This window comes from Pseudonocardia xinjiangensis (genome assembly GCF_050948425.1).
Lineage (GTDB): Bacteria > Actinomycetota > Actinomycetes > Mycobacteriales > Pseudonocardiaceae > Pseudonocardia > Pseudonocardia xinjiangensis.
In genome coordinates, this window is the sequence record NZ_CP192009.1 from 1712501 (window position 1) to 1735363 (window position 22863).

Consider the following 22863-nt stretch of genomic DNA (forward strand, 5'->3'; position numbering starts at 1 on the left):
AAACCCAGCACCCGTCATGGGGTGTTACCGGCAGCTGAATACATAGGCTGTCGGAGGGAACGTGGGGAAGTGAAACATCTCAGTACCCACAGGAAGAGAAAACAACCGTGATTCCGTGAGTAGTGGCGAGCGAAAGCGGATGAGGCTAAACCTATGCTGTGTCAAGCCGGCAGGCGTTGCAGTGTGGGTGTTGTGGGACGTGGTCGTGTGGATCCTGCCGGGTCTGCGAGGTCGTGGTGTGGTGTTAGCGGAAGACTTCTGGAAAGGGTCGCCGGAGTGGGTGAGAGCCCCGTACGTGAAAACACTGCATGCGGTTTGGACTGTGCTCCCGAGTAGCAGCGAGCTCGTGGAATTTGCTGTGAATCTGCCGGGACCACCCGGTAAGCCTAAATACTCCCTGATGACCGATAGCGGACTAGTACCGTGAGGGAAAGATGAAAAGTACCCCGGGAGGGGAGTGAAATAGTACCTGAAACCGTGTGCCTACAAGCCGTCAGAGCTCTTCGTGGGTGATGGCGTGCCTTTTGAAGAATGAGCCTGCGAGTTATGCTTCGTGGCGAGGTTAACCCGTGTGGGGTAGCCGTAGCGAAAGCGAGTCCGAATAGGGCGTTTGAGTCGCGGGGTATAGACCCGAAGCGGAGTGATCTACCCATGGCCAGGGTGAAGCGACGGTAAGACGTCGTGGAGGCCCGAACCCACCAGGGTTGAAAACCTGGGGGATGAGCTGTGGGTAGGGGTGAAAGGCCAATCAAACTCCGTGATAGCTGGTTCTCCCCGAAATGCATTTAGGTGCAGCGTCGTGTGGTGGATGCCGGAGGTAGAGCACTGGATGGGCTAGGGGGACCAAAATCTTACTGAACTCAACCAAACTCCGAATGCCGGTATTTCTAGCGCGGCAGTGAGACTGCGGGGGATAAGCTTCGTAGTCGAGAGGGAAACAGCCCAGATCACCGGCTAAGGCCCCTAAGCGTGCGCTAAGTGGGAAAGGATGTGGGATCGCCCAGACAACCAGGAGGTTGGCTTAGAAGCAGCCACCCTTTAAAGAGTGCGTAATAGCTCACTGGTCAAGTGGTCCTGCGCCGACAATGTAGCGGGGCTCAAGCGCACCGCCGAAGCCGTGGCAATGCCACATGAGATCCGCCTTGTTCTTCGGGATGGGGTGTAGTCGTGGTGTTGGGTAGGGGAGCGTCGTGCATCCGGTGAAGCGGCCGAGTGATCGAGTCGTGGAGGGTGTGCGAGTGAGAATGCAGGCATGAGTAGCGAATGCAGAGTGAGAACCTCTGCCGCCGAATGACCAAGGGTTCCTGGGCCAGGTTAATCCGCCCAGGGTGAGCCGGGACCTAAGGCGAGGCCGACAGGCGTAGTCGATGGACAACGGGTTGATATTCCCGTGCCCGTGACAGTGCGTCCGTGCTGAGGCCGGTGATGCTAACCATCCGAACCCGCTTACTGGCCTTCGGGTTGGTTTGTTGGGGGAGCGTGGGGCCCGATCCGGTAGTAGGCAAGCGATGGGGTGACGCAGGAGGGTAGTCCCGCCAGTGAATGGTAGTACTGGTGTAAGCCTGTAGCCCGACATCTAGGCAAATCCGGATGTCGTGAAGGGTGAGAGGTGACGCGTAGCCGATTGAGGCGAAGTAGGATGATCCCATGCTGCCGAGAAAAGCCTCTAGCGAGTGCTGTTGTGGCCCGTACCCTAAACCGACACAGGTGGTCAGGTAGAGAATACCAAGGCGATCGAGTGAACTGTGGTTAAGGAACTCGGCAAAATACCTCCGTAACTTCGGGAGAAGGAGGGCCGTCTGGTTTGAAGCCCTTCGCGGGCTAGGGCTGGGCGGCCGCAGAGACCAGGCCCAAGCGACTGTTTACTAAAAACACAGGTCCGTGCGAAGTCGCAAGACGATGTATACGGACTGACGCCTGCCCGGTGCTGGAACGTTAAGAGGACCTGTTAGTCCCTTTGGGGGCGAAGCGGAGAATTTAAGCGCCAGTAAACGGCGGTGGTAACTATAACCATCCTAAGGTAGCGAAATTCCTTGTCGGGTAAGTTCCGACCTGCACGAATGGCGTAACGACTTGGGCGCTGTCTCGACCACAGACTCGGCGAAATTGCACTACGAGTAAAGATGCTCGTTACGCGCGGCAGGACGGAAAGACCCCGGGACCTTTACTATAGCTTGGTATTGGTGCTCGGTTCGGCTTGTGTAGGATAGGTGGGAGACTGTGAAGCGGCCACGCCAGTGGTTGTGGAGTCGTTGTTGAAATACCACTCTGGTCGAATTGGGTGTCTCAACCTCGGGCCATGATCTGGTTCAGGGACAGTGCCTGGTGGGTAGTTTAACTGGGGCGGTTGCCTCCCAAAATGTAACGGAGGCGCCCAAAGGTTCCCTCAGCCTGGTTGGCAATCAGGTGTTGAGTGTAAGTGCACAAGGGAGCTTGACTGCGAGACTGACAGGTCGAGCAGGGACGAAAGTCGGGACTAGTGATCCGGCACCACCTGGTGGAAGGGGTGTCGCTCAACGGATAAAAGGTACCCCGGGGATAACAGGCTGATCTTGCCCAAGAGTCCATATCGACGGCATGGTTTGGCACCTCGATGTCGGCTCGTCGCATCCTGGGGCTGGAGTAGGTCCCAAGGGTTGGGCTGTTCGCCCATTAAAGCGGTACGCGAGCTGGGTTTAGAACGTCGTGAGACAGTTCGGTCCCTATCCGCCGCGCGCGCAGGAGACTTGAGGAAGGCTGTCCCTAGTACGAGAGGACCGGGACGGACGAACCTCTGGTGTGCCAGTTGTCCCGCCAGGGGCACGGCTGGTTGGCTATGTTCGGAAGGGATAACCGCTGAAGGCATCTAAGCGGGAAGCTCGTTCCAAGATGAGGTCTCCCACCACCTTGCGTGGTTAAGGCCCCCAGCAGACCACTGGGTTGATAGGCCAGAGATGGAAGCCCTGTGAGGGGTGGAGTTGACTGGTACTAATAGGCCGAGGGCTTGTTCATGACGAGTTGTTTGCATCCACTGTGCGACCCTGAACACACAAACACATTGTGTGGTCGGGGTGCGTGATTGTCGCATCCACTATGTTTGGCCATAATTTGATAGTGTTGTCGGTGGTTTTGGCGGAGGGGAAACGCCCGGTCCCATCCCGAACCCGGAAGCTAAGCCCTCCAGCGCCGATGGTACTGCACTCGTTAGGGTGTGGGAGAGTAGGTCGCCGCCGACATCAAACTGTTTGTGGGCCCCCGCCGTCTGGCGGGGGCCCACTTTTTTGTGCATTTCCGGGTGGCCTACATGCCACTGCACTCCGACAGTCTCCGCGTATCGGTGCGGCTGGACACGAACTTGTCCACCTCGCACCGGGGTTGTCCACACATCCGCCGGCCATCTGGTCCGGTGCCGCGCATCGGCGCACGCTCGTTCTCGCGAGGATCACCGGCGAGCGAGGAGAGCGCGATGCACGAGACCTACACCACCGTCGTGGGCAACGTGGCCACCCGGGTCGATCTCCGGAGCCTTCCCGACGGGACGCCGCTGGCCAGCTTCAGAGTGGCGACCAATGAGCGCCGGCGTGATCGCGCCACGGGGTCCTGGCGCGACGGCGACTCGCTCTTCGTGAACGTCACCTGCTGGCGGGCGCTGGGGGAGAACGTGCACGCGTCGCTCGGGGTCGGTGATCCGATCATCGTCCGCGGGAGGCTGTTCACCAGCAGCTGGGAGAAGGACGGCAGGCGCCAGAGCGCGGTCGAGATGGAGGGCTACGCCGTGGGGCCGGACCTGGCCCGCTCCACGGCCGCCGTCCGGCGTACCCACCGTCCCGAGCGCCCCGAAGCGGGTGCCGAGGAGGTTCCTCCCGAGGATCTGCCCGCCTGCGAGTCCGACGACGACGGTGCAGTGGGCGTCTCATGGAACGACCAGGTGGTTCAGGATCAGCAGGCCGGGGCGCCGCACAGCGGTGATTTTCCGGCCTCCGCCGGTGACGTGGGCGCGGGAAAGACGAGGCCTGCAGAGGCGGGCGTCGGTGCGTGAGCCGGACGGAACTACCATCGTTGTCGTGGCGGAGTTCATCTACAGCATGCAGAAGGTCCGGAAGGCCCACGGCGACAAGGTCATCCTCGACAACGTGACGTTGAACTTCCTGCCGGGAGCGAAGATCGGTGTCGTGGGGCCGAACGGTGCGGGCAAGTCGACCGTACTGAAAATCATGGCCGGCCTCGAACAGGCCAACAACGGCGACGCCATGCTGGCGCCCGGTGCCACGGTCGGCATCCTCCAGCAGGAGCCGCCGCTGAACGAGGAGAAGACGGTCCTCGGCAACGTCGAGGAAGGGCTCGGTGAGATCAAGCAGCAGCTCGATCGCTACAACGAGATCGCCGAGCTGATGGCCACCGACTACTCCGACGAGCTCATGGAGGAGATGGGCACGCTCCAGGAGATCCTCGACCACAACGACGCCTGGGAGCTCGACTCCCAGCTCGAGCAGGCGATGGACGCCCTGCGGTGCCCGCCGCCGGACGCGTCGGTCAGCCAACTGTCCGGTGGTGAGCGGCGGCGGGTCGCGCTGTGCAAGCTGCTGCTCAGCAAGCCCGACCTGCTGCTGCTCGACGAGCCCACCAACCACCTCGACGCGGAGAGCGTCCTGTGGCTGGAGCAGCACCTCGCCGGCTACGCCGGTGCCGTCCTGGCGGTCACCCACGACCGGTACTTCCTCGACAACGTCGCGGAGTGGATCCTGGAGATCGACCGAGGGCGGACCTACCCGTACGAGGGCAACTACTCCACCTACCTGGAGAAGAAGGCCGAACGCCTCGCGGTCCAGGGCCGCAAGGACGTGAAGCTGCAGAAGCGCCTCGTGGAGGAGCTCGCGTGGGTGCGCTCCGGGGCGAAGGCCCGGCAGGCGAAGAGCCGAGCGCGTCTGCAGCGCTACGAGGAGATGGCGGCCGAGGCCGAGCAGCACCGCAAGCTCGACTTCGAGGAGATCCAGATCCCGGCGGGCCCGCGCCTGGGCAACATCGTGGTCGAGGTCAACAACCTCGACAAGGGCTTCGACGGCCGGGTGCTGATCAAGGATCTCTCCTTCTCCTTGCCGCGCAACGGCATCGTCGGCGTGATCGGGCCCAACGGCGTCGGCAAGACCACGCTGTTCAAGACGATCGTCGGACTGGAGGAGCCCGACTCCGGCACCGTCCGGGTCGGCGACACCGTGCGGCTGTCGTACGTCGACCAGAACCGCGCAGGCATCGACCCGAAGAAGAACGTCTGGGAGGTGGTCTCCGACGGGCTCGACCACATCAAGGTCGGGCAGTCCGAGATGCCCTCACGCGCCTACGTCGCCGCGTTCGGTTTCAAGGGTCCCGACCAGCAGAAGCCCGCGGGTGTCCTGTCCGGTGGTGAGCGCAACCGGCTGAACCTGGCCATGACCCTCAAGCAGGGGGGTAACACGATCCTCCTGGACGAGCCCACCAACGACCTCGATGTGGAGACGTTGTCGTCGCTGGAGAACGCGCTCGAGCAGTTCCCCGGCTGTGCCGTGGTCATCTCCCACGACCGGTGGTTCCTGGACAGGGTCGTCACCCACATCCTCGCGTGGGAGGGCACGGACGAGAACCCGGCGTCCTGGTTCTGGTTCGAGGGCAACTTCGAGGCCTACGAGAAGAACAAGATCGAACGACTCGGGGCCGATGCCGCGCGTCCTCATCGGGTGACCCACCGTAAGCTCACACGCGACTGAGCGCTCACGCTCACCCGGCTGGCGGATCACGATCGGCTGAGGTGGTACGTCAGGAGGTCACGTGGGGTTGACGGGCGGAATCGAGAAATCCGGAAAGCCCGACCTCCTCGCGGCGGCCGCATCGCTGCGATGGGTGCGGCCGGATCTCACCTCGGCGCTCGCCGATCACGTCCTCGAGTGGGCCTTGTCGGCCGGTGAGCAAGACATCTGGCTCGCGGCTGCAGGCTGGGCCCTGCACGGACGGCAGGCCATCGGGGACGGGCGCGACACGGCTTCCGACATCGTCGAGGCGCTGCCCCGGTGGGGGGCAGCGCCGTTGGCCGACCCCGTGGCCCACCGGCTACGGGTGGAGTTGGCGCTCGTCGCCGGTCGGGTGGGCGAACGGGGCACCGCCCGGGCCATTGTCGCCCCGGTCACCGGGGACGGCGTAGCGCCGGAGCTTCGGGCCGAGGCGTTCTGCGTGCTCGCGCGGTGCGCCGTCGACGACGCCCCGGACCAGGTGGTCGACGCGTTGCGCGATGCCGATGCCGCGTGGTCGAAGGTGGACGCGCCGTGCCGTGAGATCGGTGCGGCGTCCGTGGCGCTCGTGCGGGCGGCAGCGGAGCGGCAGGCAGGTCGGCCCGGTGCCGCGGTCGACCACGCCGCCGAGGGGCTCACCCGGCTGGAACGCGGTCGGGAGTCGGGGACGTCCGGCACCCCGTCGGCACATCTTGCGGCGGCCCTCGCCGCGGAGTGGATCTCGGCCCTGCTCGACGCGGGTCGCGTTGCCGAGGCCCGCGAGGGGTGCGTCCCGCTGATGCCCCGCCTCACGGCGCCGAGTCGGGCGAGCCGGCACCTCGCCCGCCTGCGGCTGACGGTCGCCAGGACTGTCGCCACCGTCGAGGCCGCGGCCACCACGGTGGAGACGCTGGAGCAGGCCGCGAGCGATGCCTCGGCCAGCGACGTCCCCGACCTCGAGGCCGTGTGCCATGCGGCGTTGGGTGCGGTCCACGAGAAGGCCGGCAGGTCGGATCGGATGCGTGAGTCGATGCGCGCCGCCGACGCCGCCGAGCGCCGTGACGACAACCGGTCCCGCAGGCTCCGGGCTGCGCTCGCCACACTTGAGCTGGAGGCGCCGGCAGGCCTCCCGGCCCTGCGGGAGCGCCGCCCCGCGGCAGGGCCGACGGCGCCGCCCGAGACGCGCGATGTTTCGACGGCCCCGCCGGGCGATGAGCCTGCCGGCGAGTGGGCCGTCCCGTGGGACGAGCTCTCCGGCGAATCACCCATCGGTGACCTGCTGGTCAGGAGCCTGCGACCCGGGGGCCGCAGTCACGAGCGGTCGGGTGACGACCTGGGGGACGGTTCCGTCGACGAGGACCGGCTCGGAGTTGCCGGGGGGCTGTCGGGGAGCGAGCCGGCGGGCGCCGCCTCGAGCCGGCTGGATGACAGCTGGCTGGGCGACGACTGGCTGAAGGGGGGTGCGCGGGACCCCTTGCGTGATGACTTCTTCAAGGGTGGCCGTCTGGACGACGACCTGATGAGCAGCCTGCGCGACGACGTGCTGGGCGGCCGCCGTCGGCGCAGCAGCGAGCAGCCGGACGCCGGCCGTCCGAGCGCCGCCGGCTGGCTTCCCGGCCTGAACGCCGACGCGGTGGGCGCCAGGCGCACCGGCCGTAGCCGGGCGAGTGACCGGCGGACGGACGACGGCGGGCTGAGTGCCGCGGACTGGCTTGCCGGAGGCGTCGGCGGCGAGGTGGTGAGCATCGGCGGTCGTGGCCGGCGGGATGACAAGCACCAGGACGACACCGCGGCGGGCGCTACGACGGCGAACCGCTTCGATGAGGACGCGGCGGGCGGCGGACTTCGGACCGACGACGCCGGGTCGGACCGCCGCCGGTTGAGCGCCGCGGACTGGCTGGCCGGCGGCGTCGGGTCCGGGCGGGACGGAGCACCGCGTCGTCCCGTCGGGAAGGACGGGGCGGACCGTGACGACGAGCGCTCCCGCCGGCAGGGGAGAGCACAGGCGCCGCGCCGTGCGTCGCGACGTGAGGGCGGCCGGTCAGGCGCTCACCGGCCATTGCGGGCGCTCGAGGATCTGTCCGGCGACGGCGAGGGTGGTGGCCGGCGCGGCGAGGACCGCGCGGCGCCGGCCGGACGTCGTGACGAGCCGGGCCGTGGACACACCGACCCGCCCCCGAACGGACGCCGCAAGCACCGGCTCGACGATCCCTGGGCCACGGGGCAGTGGTCGGTGGTGCCCCGCGCAGACCGGCCCACGGAGCGTGTCCGGGATGCGGCGGCGCTCCCGGTGCGGGAGCCCGCCGTCTCGACTGCCGAGGCCTGGCTGAACGCCGCACTCATCGATCTGGACCGCGTGCGTAAGCGCTCGAAGCCCACCGGCTCGGCACCGGTTGCGGAGGCCGCCGGAACCGATGTCGAGGGGACCGCGGTCGCGATCGACCTCGTGAGGGAGGGACAGCGCTTCACCGGTGGGAGCGCGGGCCCCGTGGTGCGGGCGCTGGCCGAGCGGCTGACCGATCGGCTGCCGCCGGGTGCCCGTCTCCGGTTCGACGATGCGGACGCGCTCTCCGTGGTGATGCCGGGCCGGGAGCGTGCCGAGGCCGCGGAGTGGATGCACCGCACGCTGCCCGGTCTCCTCGAGGGCTTCGAGGTGGACGGCGATCTGCCGGGCACGCACCTGCGGGCCGCGGTGCACGGCGCCGAAGGTCCGGTCGGGGCACAGATCCTGCAGCGGCTCGACAGTGGTGACAGCAGGCGCGGGAAGGCCATGACGACCACCGGGAAGCGGGACGAGGAAGCTCGCGCCGACAACGGGCGCGTCCCCCGCGAGCGCTGGGGTGATCTCGGAGCCGCCATCCGCTCTGCCGGGAAGCCCGATGCGGCCCCCTCCGGCTCGCGCCGGCGCCGTGCCCGGGAGGGCGGCATCGACCCGGACCAGGGCAGTGAGTGGGACGCGATGCGGAACGCCGGGCCGTTCGGCAGCGCATCGTCGGACAGCGATCCCGACGTGTTGTGGGGCGGGGCCGACCCCCTGACACCGTCGCGTCGGGCCGGCTCGCGCTGGGACCGGTGGCGGGCCGCGGCCGCTGCGCAACCGGACGGTGCTGGGGGTACTGCCGCGCACGGCCGGGATGCAGATCGGGACACGGACACGGACGAGGACCGCGTGCGCGGTGCCGGTGGTGGGAAGGCGGAGGGTCGAGCCGCAACGGGTGACACGACCGGCTACTCCCTGGGCAACGGTTCTGCCGGCAACGGTTCCGCGGCCAGTGGCTCGGCAGGAAACGGCTCCGCGCGCCACGGGTCGGCAGGCAACGGCTCTGTGGGGAACGGTTCCGCCGGGAACGGTTCCGCCGGGAATGGTTCAGCGCGGCACGGGTCAGTGGGGAACGGGTCGGCAGGCAACGGGCCGGCGGGCGGCGGCTCGGCGGTGCACCGCTCGACGGGGAACGGGTCGGCTCGGCACGGTTCGGCCGGGAGCGGGTCCGCGGAAAGCGGGTCGGCGCGGCACGGTTCGGCCGGCAACGGCAACGGTTCGGCACGGCACGGTTCGGCCGGGAATGGTTCGGCTGGGAACGAGTCGGCTGGGGAGGGATCGGCCCGGAACGGGTCCGCGGCAAGCGGTTCGGCGTGGCAGGGGTCCGCGGGGAACGGGTCGGCGGGCCGTGATTCGGCAGGCAGCGGGTCTGTGAGCAACGGTTCTGCCGGGAACGGTTCTGCAGGCAGCGGGTCCGCGGGCAACGGTTCTGCAGAGCACGGTTCTGCAAGCAACACGTCGGCGACCAACGGGCGTGGTGACGGCGGGTCGACACGGAGCACCGGTACTGCCGGCAACGGCACCGTGAGGGACGGCGACACAACGGCCGGCGTCATGAAGAGCAGCCCGTCGGCGAACGGCACCCCCGCGAAGGGAACCGCCACGAACGGCACCGCCACGAACGGCACCGGGAGCACCGCCACCGTCCCTTCCGCGAGGGAGGGGTCGGTTCAGGCAGGTGCGGCCGGGGAGGACCCAGAGGGTGGGCGTTCCGCGATCGAGGGCACAGCAGGCGGTGCTTCTCGCGGGGCAGGCGATGACGACGCCGCGGGCGGGCGTTCCGTGACCGCTCGTTCGGCGGGCTCGGCGGGCGAAGGTTCCCCGGGCGACAGCTCCGGAACGGGGAGTGGGAGCACCGCGGAGAACGGCACCGGGACGGGCGGGCGGCACGACGCGGCGGGCCGGGCGCCGTTCCAGGTCGCGGGCGACGAGGACGGGTCGGGCAACGGCGGCAGGCGCAACCGGCACAGCACGGAGAGCGCGGCGAAGCCCGAGTCGACCGAAGGGCTCGGGATCGCCGACCTCCTCGCCGGCGCGCTCGCCGCGTACCGGGGCATCTGAGCAGGGCGTCCGGAGGGCATCCGAGGGGCACCGACCTGGCAGATGGCCAGGGCTAGGGTGGCCGGGTCGCCGACGAGAACCGTCCATGGTGACCGGCCCGAATGACCTGGCCGCCGTCTATCCCCGGAGTTGCACTGTGACGAGCCGGACCCGTGAGCGGGATGAGACTCCCGCGCCGGACCCCGAGCTGACCGACCTGGGCGCGCTCTACGCCCGCCACGCCCCCGACCTCGAGAGGGTCACGGGCGACCACCTCCCGATGCTGAAGGCCGCAGCCCGCGACCACCTGAAGCTCGCTCACCTGCGAGCCAGGGGGGAGCCGCTGATCCAGGTGCGCGACCCAGAACCCGCCTCGGCGGAGGGCGACGCCGGCGGCCAGCTGGGGCCGGTGGTGGAGATCGTCACCGACGACATGCCCTTCCTCGTGGAGTCGCTGCTCGCCGGAGTGGGCCGGGCGGGGGGTGACGTCGCGCGGCTCATCCACCCCATCGTCGTCGTGCGCCGGTCCGACACGGGCGAGCTGACGGAGGTCCTCACCTCGGCCGACCCGGCCGGCCCGCCTCCGGACGCGCTCGTGGAGTCGTGGATCCGGCTCGACCTCACCCCGGCCCCCGTCGACGTCGCCGAACTGGAGCGCGAGCTCGGCCGGGTGCTGCGCGACGTGCGCGAGGTCGTGGAGGACGCCGAGCCGATGGTCGCCAAGGCGAGGGAGGTGGCCGACACCCTCCCCTCGCAGCCCGTCGTGCCCGGCAGCACCCGGCCCGCGGACGTCGCGGAGCTCCTGCGCTGGCTCGCGGAGGACCACTTCACGTTCCTCGGCTACCGCTGCTACACGGCGCCGGAGGAGGGCGGCGAACTGCGCGCCGAGTCCGGCTCGGGGCTGGGTGTGCTGCGTGGCAAGAACGGCGTCACCGCCGCGTTCGCGCCGCAGGTCGACGCGGCGGATCGGCCGTCGGACCTGCTGGTCCTCACCCGCGCCAACGCGCTCAGCCCGCTGCGTCCCGTGCACCCGTACTACCTGGCCGTGCGGACCGTCGACGCCGAGGGGCGGCTCGTCGGCGAGCACCGGTTCCTCGGCACGCTGACGGTGGCCGCGCTGCACGAGAACGTCCTCGACATCCCGGTGATCGAACGGCGGGTGCGCAACGCGATCCGCCGGGCCGGCTTCCCGCTGGATTCCTACTCCGGCCAGCAGATGCTCGAGGTGATCTCCGAGCTGCCGCGGGAAGAGCTGTTCAGCGCGAGCGAACAGCGCCTGCACGACACGGCGGTGGGTGTGCTCGCCGTCGCCGGCCGGCGAGCGGTGCGGCTGTTCCTGCGCCCCGACCCCTACCGCCGGTTCATCTCCTGCCTGGTCTACCTGCCCCGCGACCGCTACACCACCGCATCGCGCCTGCGGATGGCCGACGTGCTGCAGCGCGGGCTGGGCGGGCGGAGCGTCGACCACACCGCGCGCGTCTCGGAGTCGAACCTCGCCCTCGTGCACTTCACGGTGCACACCGATGCGGCCGCGTCCGGGTTCGGTGACGTCGACGTGGTCGCGCTGCAGGACGAGCTGACCGAGGCCGCCCGCACCTGGGACGACCGGTTGCTGACCCAGCCCGACCGCGCCGGGTTCACGACGTTGCTGCCCGGCGTGCCCGAGGCGTACAAGGCGGCCGTTGCGCCCCAGCATGCCGTCGAGGACCTGCGCCGGATCGCGGCACTGGCCGGTCCGGGTGCGTTCGACGTGCGGCTCTACCCGGCGGTGATCCCGGGGGCGGGGCCCGACGAGCGGCGGTTCAGCCTCTATCTCGCGGGGGCGCCCGCGACGCTGACCTCGGTGCTGCCGCTGCTGCAGCAGCTCGGTGTGGAGGTGCTCGACGAGCGGCCCTCGGAGTTCGTCCGCGGTGACGGGCTGCGCTGCTGGCTCTACGACTTCGGCATCCGGGTGGACGACGCCACACTGGCCGAGCGCAGCGACGATGCCGTCGAGCGGGGTTTCTGCGCGGCGTTCAGCGCCGCCTGGCGCGGGGACGTCGAGACCGACCGGTTCTCCGCGCTCGTGCTGCGGGCCGGGCTGCCCTGGCGGGAGGTCGCGGTGCTGCGCGCGTACGCCCGCTACGCCCGCCAGCTCGGCGCGCCGTACGGGGCGCAGTACATGGCCAACACGCTGCTCGCGCACCCCGCGGCCGCGCGCGCTCTCGTCGCGTTGTTCCGGGCCCGGTTCGACCCGGCCGTCGAGGACCGCGAGCAGGAGATGCAGGCGGCGCTGGTGGCGGTGCGGCAGCTGATCGACGCGGTCACGGGCCTGGACGCCGACCGCATCCTCCGCGCGTACCTGGGGATGATCACCGCCACCCTGCGCACCAACTGGTTCCGCGAGCGTCCCTTCTTGTCCTTCAAGATCGACCCGGCCGTGGTGCCCGACATGCCGGCGCCACGTCCGAAGTTCGAGATCTTCGTGTACTCGCCCCGGGTGGAGGGCGTGCACCTCCGGTTCGGGCCCGTCGCGCGGGGTGGCCTGCGTTTCTCCGACCGGCCGCAGGACTACCGCACCGAGATCCTCGGGCTGGTCAAGGCGCAGGCGGTCAAGAACGCGGTGATCGTGCCGGTCGGGGCCAAGGGCGGCTTCATCGTGCGCCGCGACGACGCCGGTCCCGACGAGGTCGAGTACTGCTACCGGACGTTCATCTCGGGCCTGCTCGACCTCACCGACAACCTGGTCGCCCAGGAGGGCGGCCCGAGCGTCACGGTGCCGCCGCCAGGAGTGGTCCGCCACGACGGGGACGACTCCTACCTGGTGGTGGCGGCGGACAAGGGCACAGCGCGGTTCTCCGACACCGCCAACGAGGTGGCCGCGTCCTACGACTTCTGGCTGGGCGACGCGTTCGCATCCGGCGGCTCCGTCGGCTACGACCACAAGGCGATGGGCATTACGGCGAAGGGAGCGTGGGAGAGCGTCAAGCGCCACTTCCGTGAGCTGGGGATCGACACGCAGAGCCAGGAGTTCACGGTCGTCGGCATCGGCGACATGTCCGGCGACGTGTTCGGCAACGGGATGTTGCTGTCGCCCCACATCCGGCTGCTCGCGGCGTTCGACCACCGGCACGTCTTCGTCGACCCGGCGCCCGACGCCGCGCGCAGCTTCGCCGAGCGGGAGCGGATGTTCGCGCTGCCGCGCTCGTCGTGGGACGACTACGACCGTTCGGTGATCAGCCCGGGCGGCGGCGTGTGGCCCCGCACGGCGAAGTCCGTGCCGGTCGGGCCGGAGATCCGGGCCGCTCTGGGGATCGACGGCGACGTCACGAAGCTCAGCCCGCCGGAGCTGATCGCGGCGATCCTGCGCGCCCCGGCCGACCTCCTGTGGAACGGCGGGATCGGCACCTACGTCAAGGCGTCGGACGAGTCCCAGGCCGACGCGGGGGACAAGGCGAACGACGTGGTGCGGGCGGACGGCTCCGAGCTGCGGGTGAAGGTGGTGGGTGAGGGCGGCAACCTCGGCCTGACCCAGCGTGGGCGTATCGAGTTCGCCCGCCGCGGCGGGAAGATCAACACCGACGCGATCGACAACTCGGCGGGTGTCGACTGCTCCGACCACGAGGTCAACATCAAGATCCTGCTCGACCGGCTCGTGGCTGCCGGCGAGCTGGACCGCACCGGACGCAACGCGCTGCTCGTCGAGATGACCGACGAGGTGTCCGACCTCGTGCTGGACGACAACCGCGACCAGAACGTGGTGCTGGGCATCGCCCGGGCGCACGCGGCGTCGATGGTGAACGTGCACGGCAGGCTCACCACCGACCTCGTCGCGCGCCACGGGCTGGACCGGAAGCTCGAGGTGCTGCCCGACAAGAAGGGCTTCGCCGCCCTCGAGGCCGCGGGGGCGGGCCTGACCAGCCCGGAGCTCGCCACGCTCCTGGCGCACACCAAGCTCGACCTCACCACCCAGGTGCTGGCCACCGACCTGCCCGACAGCTCCACCTTCACCGCTCGGTTGCCGGAGTACTTCCCCCGGCCGCTGCGCGAACGCTTCCCCGCGGCGATCGCCGGGCACCCGCTGCGCCGGGAGATCGTCACCACCCAGCTGGTCAACGAGATGGTGGACGGCGCCGGGATGACGTACGCGTTCCGGTTGGGGGAGGAGCTCTCCGCGGGGCCGGCCGACGCGGCGCGGGCCTACGCCGTGACCACCGCGGTGTTCGACCTGCCCCAGCTGTGGGAGGACGTGCGCGACCCGCGGATCCCCACGGCGGTGTCCGACCAGATCGTGCTGGAGACGCGGCGGCTGCTCGACCGCGTGTCACGCTGGTTCCTCACCAACCGGCCGCAGCCACTGGCCGTCGGCGCCGAGACCGCGCGCTTCGCCGCCACGGTCCGCGAGCTGCGTGCCGAGCTGCCGACGCTGCTGCGCGGCCGCGAGCTCGCCACCGTCGAGAAGCTGTCGGCGGAGCTGCGGTCCTCCGGGGTGGACGAGGGCTGCGCCATGCGGGCCGGGGCGCTGATGTACGGGTTCGGGCTGCTGGACGTCGTCGAGCTGACCGAGCTGTCCGAGCGCGACCGCGAGCCGCGTGAGCCACGCGAGGTGGCGGCGCTGTACTACGGCCTGTCCGAGCACCTGGGCATCGACGTGGCCCTGACGTCGGTCAGTGCGCTGGAACGCGGCGACCGCTGGCACGCGCTGGCCCGCCTGGCGCTGCGCGACGACCTGTACGGGTCGCTGCGGGCGATCACCCTCGACGCCCTGCGGGAGGCCGCGCCGGGCACCCCGGTGGACGCGGCCATCGTGCAGTGGGAGAAGGCGAACGCCTCCCGGCTGGTGCGGGCCCGGGCCGCACTGCACGAGGTGGGTACGGCGGGCCAGCTCGACCTCGCCACCCTGTCGGTGATCTCGCGGCAGCTCCGGGGGCTCGCGCGCTGACGTGCCGGATGGCCGGGCACCCTCGGTGCCCGGCCACCGGCCCGGTGCTGAGAGGGTGGGCGATGTGGCTCGCTTCGTCACGCAGGTGCCCCTGCGCTGGACCGATCAGGACTCCTACCGGCATCTCAACCACGCCCGCGCGGTGACGTTGCTGGAGGAGGCCCGGATCGACCTGTTCTTCGACACCGCCGCGGCCGAGGGGCTCCACGGCTTCACCCACGGGCTGCTCGTCGCGGGGCTGAACGTCGACTACCGGCGGCAGATCCCGTACCGGCCGCACCCGTTGCGCGTGGGGATGTGGGTGGACGAGGTGCGCGCGGCGTCGTTCCGGATCTGCTACGAGATGCACGACGGGCCGGCGGAGGACGACCCGGTGGCCGTCGTGGCCTGGACGCGCATGGCCACCTACGACCTCGACGCGCAGCGGCCGCGACGGCTGGGCGACGACGAGCGTGGCTTCCTGGAGAGGTGGTCGGCATGACCGCGCTCACGGTGCCCGACGCCGACGAGCGGGGCGACCTCGGCGCCTTCGTGGCGCGGGTGGTGCGGCTCGACCAGATGGCCACGGTGCGGCTGCGCGCGAGCCGGGGCACCGTCACGGCCTGGGCGTCCACCCCGTTCGACGTGCTGGCCTCGCGGACGGTGCACGGCGTGCTCGAACCAGCCGACGTCACGGTGCCCGCCGCCGGGTTGCTCACGGCGCTGACGGTGGAACGCGCCGAGACGGTCGACCCGGGCGCGGGTGGGCTCTGGCAGGGCGAGCTGCCCCCGGACGAGGGCTGGACCACCGTCGACGACGTTCCGGCCGCTGAGCTCGAAGGCCTCACCGAGCGCGGGCTCGTGCTGGCGAGGGAGAACGCCGGGCCGCTGGGGCCGCCGGCGTCGCTGCTGGACCAGACCGTCCTCACCGTCACCGCCGGGTCGGGGCCGCCGGTCCGCATCCCGTTGCGCTGCCTGTTCGCGCTCTCCGGGATGGGGTTCCTCGGCGACACGGGTGGGGACGAGGCGGGTAGCGCGGTGCGGGTGTCGGCGACCGGCAGCTGGATGCGGCTCGACGCCCGCTACGGCGCCGTGGTCCGCCGCCGCGTCACGGCCCTCCCGCTGCTGCTCGCCTGACCACGGTCACTGGCTGTCGAGGGCGAGCCGCAGGCCGAGCCCGATGAGCACGACGCCCGACAGCTGGGTCAGGCGCCGCCGTACCGACGAGCGCGCGAAGATCTCCTTCGACCGGCCGATGAACCAGATGACCAGCGTGAACCAGATGGCGTCGACCACCCCCCACAGCACGGCCAGCAGGGGGAGGGTGGCGGGCACCGAGAAGCCGGCGGGAACGAACTGGGGGAGGAAGGACAGGGCGAAGACCGCCGCCTTCGGGTTGGTGAGGTTGGCGATCACACCGGTGCGGTAGGACTGCCACCCCGACGGTCCGGTGCCGGCGGTGGCCTCGGGCTGCTCGAACGTGGACCCACCGCGCCACGACGTGCGCAGCGCCTGGGCCCCGAGCACGATCAGCACCACGGCGCCGACCACCCGCAGCACGCTGTACGCGACCTCGGACGCCGTGATCAGCGCGGTGAGGCCGGCGGTGGCGGCCAGGCCCCAGAGCACGAGCGCCGTCTCGTTGCCCAGCATCGTCATGAACGCGGACCGGCGGCCGTCGCGCATCGCCTGGCGCAGGATCACCGCTGCTCCCGGACCGGGAACCATCGCGAGGAGCAGGCAGGTGCCGAGGAACACCGCCAGTTCGTGGAGCACGTCCGGATGGTAGGTCGGTGCCGGCGCCGGAATGCGACAGCTGTCGCGGGCATCACGCCGATCAGGACCCGGTCAGGTCAGCCAGGCCGCCGTGTCCGGCGGCAGCAGGTTGCCCTGGAGCTGCCCGCTGGCCAGCAGCACGTCGCCCGGCGGGAGCGGCACGGCCTCGGCGGAGGCGTTGAGCGCGCACACGAGGGTGGAACCGGCGCGCCGGAACGCGAGGCAGCCCGCGGGCGCCCCGAACCACTCGACACTGCTGCCGCGGAAGCCGGGGTGGGTCTTGCGCAGCTCCACCGCCCGCCGGATCAGGGACAGCGTGGACGCGGTGTCCTCCAGCTGGTCGGCGGCGGTGAGCTCGCCGTACTCGGGCGGCATCGGCAGCCACGGCTCGCCGCTGGTGAACCCGAAACCGGGCGCGCCACCCTCCCAGGGCATCGGCACCCGGCAGGCGTCGCGCCCGCGCTCGGTGCGGCCCGAGTGTTCCCAGACCGGGTCCTGCAGCACGGCGTCGGGCAGCTCCACGTCGGGCAGGCCGAGCTCCTCGCCGTTGTACAGGCACACCGCGCCCGGCAGCGCGAGCTCGACCAGCGCCATCGCCCGCGCCCTCGCACATCCGACCGGACCACCTCCGTAGCGGGTGACCGGGCGGGGCACGTCATGGGTGGACAGCGTCCACGTCGGCGGTGCGCCCACCTTCTCGACGGCGGCCAGCGAGCTCTCGATCGCCACCCGCACGGCGTCGGCGTCGAACGGGGCGTGCATGAGCCGGACGTCGACGCCGAGGTGCAGCTCATCGGGGCGCAGGTAGTGGGCGAACCGCTCGACGTCGCGCAGGCGGACCTCGCCGGCCACCACCCGCCCCGGGTAGTGGTCGAGCACCGCACGGATCATGCGGTGGACGTCGTGCACGCCGTCGTGGTCGAACCGGGGGTCGTCGTCGAGGGCCGCCGGCGACACGTCGGCGCCGGGCAGGTCCTCGGTGCTGTCCGGCAGCCCGTCCGGCTTGCTCATGCCGAGCGCGGTGTCGATGTGGAAGCCGTCGACACCGCGGTCCAGCCAGAAGCGCAGCGTCTTCTCCGTGTCGGCCCACACCTCGGGGTTGGTCCAGTTGAGATCGGGCTGGTCGGGGGCGCGGAGATGCAGGTACCACTCCCCGGGACCCCACTCGCCGTCGTCGTCGATGTCCTGCACCCGCGTCCACGCGGGGGCGCCGAAGACGCTGGTCCAGTTGTTCGGCGGCTCTTCGCCGTGCGGTCCGCGGCCGGGCCGGAAGTGGTAGCGCGCCCGCTCGGGACTGCCCGGGGCGGAGTCGAGCGCCGCGCGGAACCACTCGTGCTCGCTGGACGTGTGGTTGGGCACCAGGTCGATCGTGACGCGCAGCCCGTGCTCGTGGGCGTCGGTGACGAGCCCGTCGAAGGTGTCCAGGCCGCCGAAGACGTGATCGACGTTCCTGGGGTCGGCCACGTCGTAGCCGTGGTCGACCATGGGCGAGGTGTAGAACGGCGTGAGCCGGAGGGCGTCGACCCCGAGCAGCTCCAGATAGCCCAGCCGCGACCGGACGCCCTCGAGGTCGCCCACGCCATCGCCGTCCGAGTCGGAGAACGACCGGACGTAGATCTGGTACACCACGGCGTCCCGCCACCACTGCACGGGGAGATCTTGCCAAACCCCGGACGACAAGGGGACGAATCGCCGCCTGTCCTTCGATCAGAAGTCGCTGTTCACCATGCTCGCGGCGGCGTATGTCAGGTACTGCCACAGCTGCGCGCGGTGCGCGTCGTCCAGTCCCGCCTCGTCGACGGCCACCCGCATGCAGCGCAGCCACGCGTCCCGCTCGATCGGCCCGACCTTGAACGGCGCGTGCCGCATCCGCAGCCGCGGATGCCCGCGCTGGTCGGAGTAGGTGCGCGGCCCGCCCCAGTACTGCTCGAGGAACATCCGCAGCCGGACCTCGGCCGGGCCGAGGTCCTCCTCCGGGTAGAGCGGGCGGAGCACCTCGTCCTCGCGGACCTGCTCGTAGAAGCGAGACACGATCTTGTCGAAGACCGGTGCTCCGCCGACTTCGGCGTAGAAGTTCTGGGGATCGGTCACAGTGCCCATCATTCCCTGCCGCGCGGGCAACGGCTCAGGGCACCGTCGGGCGCGGGATCGGCGCGGGCAGCAGACCGGGGCGGGGTACGCCGGCGTCGTCGAGCGCATCGGCGATGGCCGCGTTGAGGGCGCGCTGCACGGCGAACTGCTGGCCCGGCTTGACCTTCACCGTCATACGCAGCGTGACGCCCTCCGGCCCCACCCGCTCGATGCCCAGCACCTCCGGTGCCTCCAGCACGGCGTCGGCCACGTCCGTGCTCGCCACCCGTTCCCTGGCGGTGTCGGCGACGACCTCGGTGGCCTCGGCGATGTCGGCGCTGTGGGCGAGCGGGAGGTCGATGACGGCGACCGCGTAGCCCTGGCTCTTGTTCCCGACCCGCAGGATCTCGCCGTTGCGCACGTACCAGACCGTGCCGTTGACGTCGCGGACCGTCGTGATGCGCAGCCCCACCGACTCGACCACACCGCTGGCCTCGCCCAGGTCGACGATGTCGCCGACGCCGTACTGGTCCTCCAGCAGCATGAACACTCCCGACAGGAAGTCGCGGACCAGGTTCTGCGCGCCGAAGCCGACCGCCACGCCCACGATGCCGGCCGAGGCCAGGATCGGTCCCAGCGCCACCCCGAACTCGGCCAGCACCATGATCGAGCCGATCAGCAGCACCACCGCGGAGCTGAGCGAGCGCAGCACCGACCCGATCGTGCGGGCGCGCTGCGCCCGCCGCTGCGACACCGGGCCGCCGTTGTCGCCCGTCCGCAGCCGCCGCGGCGCCCTCCCGACGAGCCGGGTGATCCGGGAGTTGGTGGCGCCGTCGACGACCTGGTTGATGGCCCGGTGGAGCAGGAACCGGGCGGTGCACGCCAGCACGATGATCAGCGCGACGTGCAGCGTCGCGGTGACCACCGTGTCGGCGGACCGGGAGAGGAAGTCGTTGTTGGTGAGCCGGTAGATCGCCGCGCACCAGGAGCCGGCGTCGTCGGCGCAGGCCGGGCGCACGGGCAGCAGGTTCTCCCCGAAGATGCCGTCGGGGATCGTCGCGAGCACGGTCACGAAAGCTCCAGTCCGGTGTGCGCGGCAAGGAAGGCGAGTTGGTCGGTGGCGAGCGCCACGGTGCGCGAGACGGACCGCGCGCCGTGCCCGACGTCGGTCTCCCGGCGGATCAGGACCGGGCGGGTCTGCGGGTCGCCCACGGTGTCGTGCTGCAGCGCGGCACACATCTTCCGCGCATGCAGCGGGTCGACCCGGGTGTCGGACTCGAACACCGTGAACAGCACCGCCGGGTAGTCGACGCCCGGCCGCACGTGGTGGTAGGGCGAGTAGGACAGCAGCCAGCCCAGCTCCTGCGGGTCGGCGGCGGTGCCGTACTCGTCGTTCCAGGTGCGGCCGAGCGAGAACTCCTCGTACCGCACCATGTCGAGCAGCGGGGCGGAGCAGACCACGGCCCGGTAGAGCTCGGGACGCTGGGTGAGGGCGGCCCCGACGAGCAGACCGCCGTTCGAGCCACCCATGATCGCCAGCGAGGCGGCCGTGGTGTCGCCCGCGTCGACCAGTGCGGAGGCGGCGGCGTGCAGGTCGTCGAACACGTTCTGCTTGTTCGCCCGGTTGCCGGCGAGGTGCCAGTCCTCGCCCTCCTCGCCGCCCCCGCGCAACGAGACGAGCGCGTACACCCCACCGGCCGCCACCCAGGCCAGCGCCTGTGCGCTGTAGGCGGGCTCGCGGCTGATCCCGAACCCGCCGTAGCCCGTGACCAGCGCGGGCCGGGAGCGGGCGGGTCCCTCCGGGGTGATCACGAACATCCGCACGGTCTGGCCGTCCGCCGAGGTGAACGTGCGGTGCTCGGTGCGCACCGCAGGCACGGTGACCGCACCGGGGGCGGCGGTCTCGAGGACGCTCTCGCCGGTGGCGAGGTCGAAGCGGTGCACCTGCGGCGGGGTGACCAGGTCCGTCCAGCCGAACCAGATGCGTCCCGCCTGCTCGGGCGTGTCGCGGTCGGCGACGGAGAGGCCGGTGAGCGAACCGGTGCCGGGCAGCGGCACGGTGCTCAGCGGTGCTCCGTCGGCGGTGTGCAGCGCCAGTTCGGCCACGGCGTGCCGGGCCCGGGCCAGCACCAGCAGCGGATCGCCCCCAGCAAGGCCCGGCTCCAGCCGCCGCACCGCCTGCAGTACGGACTGCGAGTCCTCACCGACCAGCTCGCGCCAATGCTCCCGGCCGGGCGTGCGCGGGTCGGTGACGGCCAGCCGCCAGCGTGGCGCCCCGTCGGTGGTGTGCACGTACAGCAGCCCGTCGCGGTCGACCCAGGCGTGGCACTGCACGTCGTCGTGCTGCGTCAGCACCGGCGTCAGGGGGCCGGTCTTCTCGCCGAGCTCCGCGATCCAGACGCTGTCGCGCCGCGCCGTCCCGACGTTGCCGGTGACGACGAGCCACGTCCCGTCCCGGGAGACGCGCACGCCGTAGTAGGTGTGCTCCTCGTAGAGCCCGGGACCGTCGACGAGCTCGTCGGACTCCGTGGGCGTGCCCACCCGGTGGCGCCATACGCGCCGGTGGAAGGCCTGCTCACCGTCGGGCGCCTCGTCCTCGTCGACCATCCGGACGAAGACGAACTCGTCGCCCCCGGGCAGCCACGCCACGTCGGAGTAGCGGCAGCGGTCGATCGGCGGCTCGACGTCCTCGCCGGTGTCGACGTCGAGCACGTGCAGCACCGAGTGCTCGTCACCACCGCTGGAGAGCTGGTAGGCCAGCTGCCTGCCCTCGAGGTCGGGCACCCAGCTGTCGAGGGTGGTGAGGCCGGTCGGGTCGAGCGCCGTCGGGTCGAGCAGCACCCGCTCGGTGCCGTCCGCCTCCCGGACGTGGAGCACCGCGTGCTCCTGACCGGGCTCGCGGCGGGTGGAGAACGACCGGCCGGCCCGCCACAGCGGCGCCGACACGGATCCTGCGGAGAGGAGGTCGGTCAGGGTCGAGGCGAGGGCGTCGCGGCCGGGGAGGGCCTCGAGATGGTGCTCGGTCAGGGCGTCCTGGGCGGCTGACCAGGTCTGCGTCCGGGGGTCCTCGGGGTCTTCCAGCCAGCGGTACGGGTCGGCGACTCGGTGCCCGTGCAGGTCCTCGACGAGGTCCAGCCGCTCGGCGTCGGGATAGGGGCGGGGAGCGTCCACGCGGGCCGAGGTTACGTCACCGGGATCAGTGTCCCCCGCCCCCTCCGGACCGCAGCCGGGCGCCGATCGAACGACCGGCGTCAGGGGCGCCGCGGGAGTCGGGCGACTCGCGCACGGGAACCGGGCGACTCGCGCACCGGAACCGGGCGACTCGCGGGGCCCCCCGCGAGTCGCCCGTTGTGCGAGGGCGAGTCGCCCGCCTTCTCAATTGCCTCGGGGCCCTCGGCGGGCCCCGACGTGCTCCGGTGCCGGTGCGCCGACCGGGAGCGTCGGGCACGGTTCGGGTGCTCCGAAGACCGTGCGCACCGGCAGCACGCCCGCCCACCGGCCGCCCGTGGCGATGTCCTCCTCGTCGTCGCCGGGCGGCCCGGTGCGCACCTTGACGCTGGCTTCGGTGAGGTCGATGCCGAACACCGCGGTGGCGGCCAGCTCGCGGGGCGTCGGCTGCCGGGCGTGCTCCCAGGAACCAGGGGAGAGCTGCTCGACGATCGCGCGCAGCGCGGCGAGCCGTTCGGCGGGATCGGTGACGGCCCGGGCGGTGCCGTGCACCACCGCGCTGCGGTAGTTCATCGAGTGGTGGAACACTGAACGGGCGTAGACGACGCCGTCGAGATGGGTCACCGTCAGGCAGATCGGGGCGCCGTCGGCGATGCGCAGGTAGCCGGCCCCGGTCGATCCGTGCACGTAGACCGTGTCGTCGATCCGCCCGTAGCCGGTGGGCAGCACCACCGGTGCGCCGTCGCGGACCAGACCGAGGTGGCACACCAGCCCGGCGTCGAGCACCGCGTACAGGTCGCCCTGCGCGCTGCGTGCCCGCTCACGAAGTCGTGTGATGGTGCTGCGGGGGGTGGGGGAGAGGCTCACATCCC

General features: G+C 70.7%; 12 protein-coding genes and 2 rRNA genes (1 of these 14 running past the window's edge). 8 read left to right on the forward strand and 6 right to left on the reverse strand.

The window, feature by feature from the left end; genetic code table 11:
- From ACQPZA_RS08165 to ACQPZA_RS08200, 8 genes are all read left to right on the forward strand, one after another.
- Positions 1-2991 (forward strand): 23S ribosomal RNA (locus ACQPZA_RS08165); it begins 124 nt to the left of the window's first position.
- 107 nt (positions 2992-3098) lie between these two features.
- A 5S ribosomal RNA gene (rrf, locus tag ACQPZA_RS08170) occupies positions 3099-3215 on the forward strand.
- Positions 3216-3445: 230 nt separating this feature from the next.
- Complete coding sequence (locus ACQPZA_RS08175) at positions 3446-4018, forward strand: single-stranded DNA-binding protein (RefSeq protein WP_433279677.1); 573 nt, start codon at positions 3446-3448, stop codon at positions 4016-4018.
- Between the two features lie 25 nt (positions 4019-4043).
- Entirely contained in the window at positions 4044-5720 is a 1677-nt protein-coding gene (gene ettA / locus ACQPZA_RS08180) for an energy-dependent translational throttle protein EttA (RefSeq protein ID WP_169398254.1), read from the forward strand.
- Positions 5721-5781: 61 nt separating this feature from the next.
- A complete protein-coding gene (locus tag ACQPZA_RS08185; RefSeq protein ID WP_433279678.1) occupies positions 5782-10098 on the forward strand; it encodes a hypothetical protein in 4317 nt (1438 codons plus the stop codon).
- Between the two features lie 85 nt (positions 10099-10183).
- Positions 10184-14998, forward strand: a complete 4815-nt coding sequence (locus tag ACQPZA_RS08190) for an NAD-glutamate dehydrogenase (protein WP_433279679.1) — start codon at positions 10184-10186, stop codon at positions 14996-14998.
- Between the two features lie 64 nt (positions 14999-15062).
- Positions 15063-15479 (forward strand): acyl-CoA thioesterase, encoded by a 417-nt coding sequence (locus ACQPZA_RS08195; RefSeq protein WP_169398251.1) that lies wholly within the window; start codon positions 15063-15065, stop codon positions 15477-15479.
- Complete coding sequence (locus ACQPZA_RS08200; RefSeq protein WP_169398250.1) at positions 15476-16114, forward strand: hypothetical protein; 639 nt, start codon at positions 15476-15478, stop codon at positions 16112-16114. Before ACQPZA_RS08195 ends, ACQPZA_RS08200 begins: the two co-directional genes overlap by 4 nt.
- Positions 16115-16120: 6 nt before the next feature.
- Here ACQPZA_RS08200 and ACQPZA_RS08205 read toward each other — a convergent pair whose 3' ends face one another.
- The 6 genes from ACQPZA_RS08205 to ACQPZA_RS08230 form a co-directional block, all read right to left on the reverse strand.
- Positions 16121-16753 (reverse strand): LysE family translocator, encoded by a 633-nt coding sequence (locus ACQPZA_RS08205; protein WP_211174761.1) that lies wholly within the window; start codon positions 16751-16753, stop codon positions 16121-16123.
- Between the two features lie 72 nt (positions 16754-16825).
- A complete protein-coding gene (locus ACQPZA_RS08210) occupies positions 16826-18403 on the reverse strand; it encodes a glycoside hydrolase family 13 protein (RefSeq protein ID WP_433279680.1) in 1578 nt (525 codons plus the stop codon).
- Positions 18404-18460: 57 nt separating this feature from the next.
- Positions 18461-18853: a globin gene (locus ACQPZA_RS08215; RefSeq protein WP_211174759.1), complete on the reverse strand. Its 393-nt coding sequence runs from the start codon at positions 18851-18853 to the stop codon at positions 18461-18463.
- A gap of 25 nt (positions 18854-18878) precedes the next feature.
- Positions 18879-19895 (reverse strand): mechanosensitive ion channel family protein, encoded by a 1017-nt coding sequence (locus ACQPZA_RS08220; protein WP_312859346.1) that lies wholly within the window; start codon positions 19893-19895, stop codon positions 18879-18881.
- A complete protein-coding gene (locus ACQPZA_RS08225; protein WP_433279681.1) occupies positions 19892-21994 on the reverse strand; it encodes a prolyl oligopeptidase family serine peptidase in 2103 nt (700 codons plus the stop codon). Before ACQPZA_RS08225 ends, ACQPZA_RS08220 begins: the two co-directional genes overlap by 4 nt.
- Before the next feature lie 204 nt (positions 21995-22198).
- On the reverse strand, positions 22199-22858 hold the full coding sequence (locus ACQPZA_RS08230; protein ID WP_433279682.1) for a pyridoxamine 5'-phosphate oxidase family protein: 660 nt from the start codon (positions 22856-22858) through the stop codon (positions 22199-22201).
- Positions 22859-22863 lie beyond the last annotated feature (5 nt).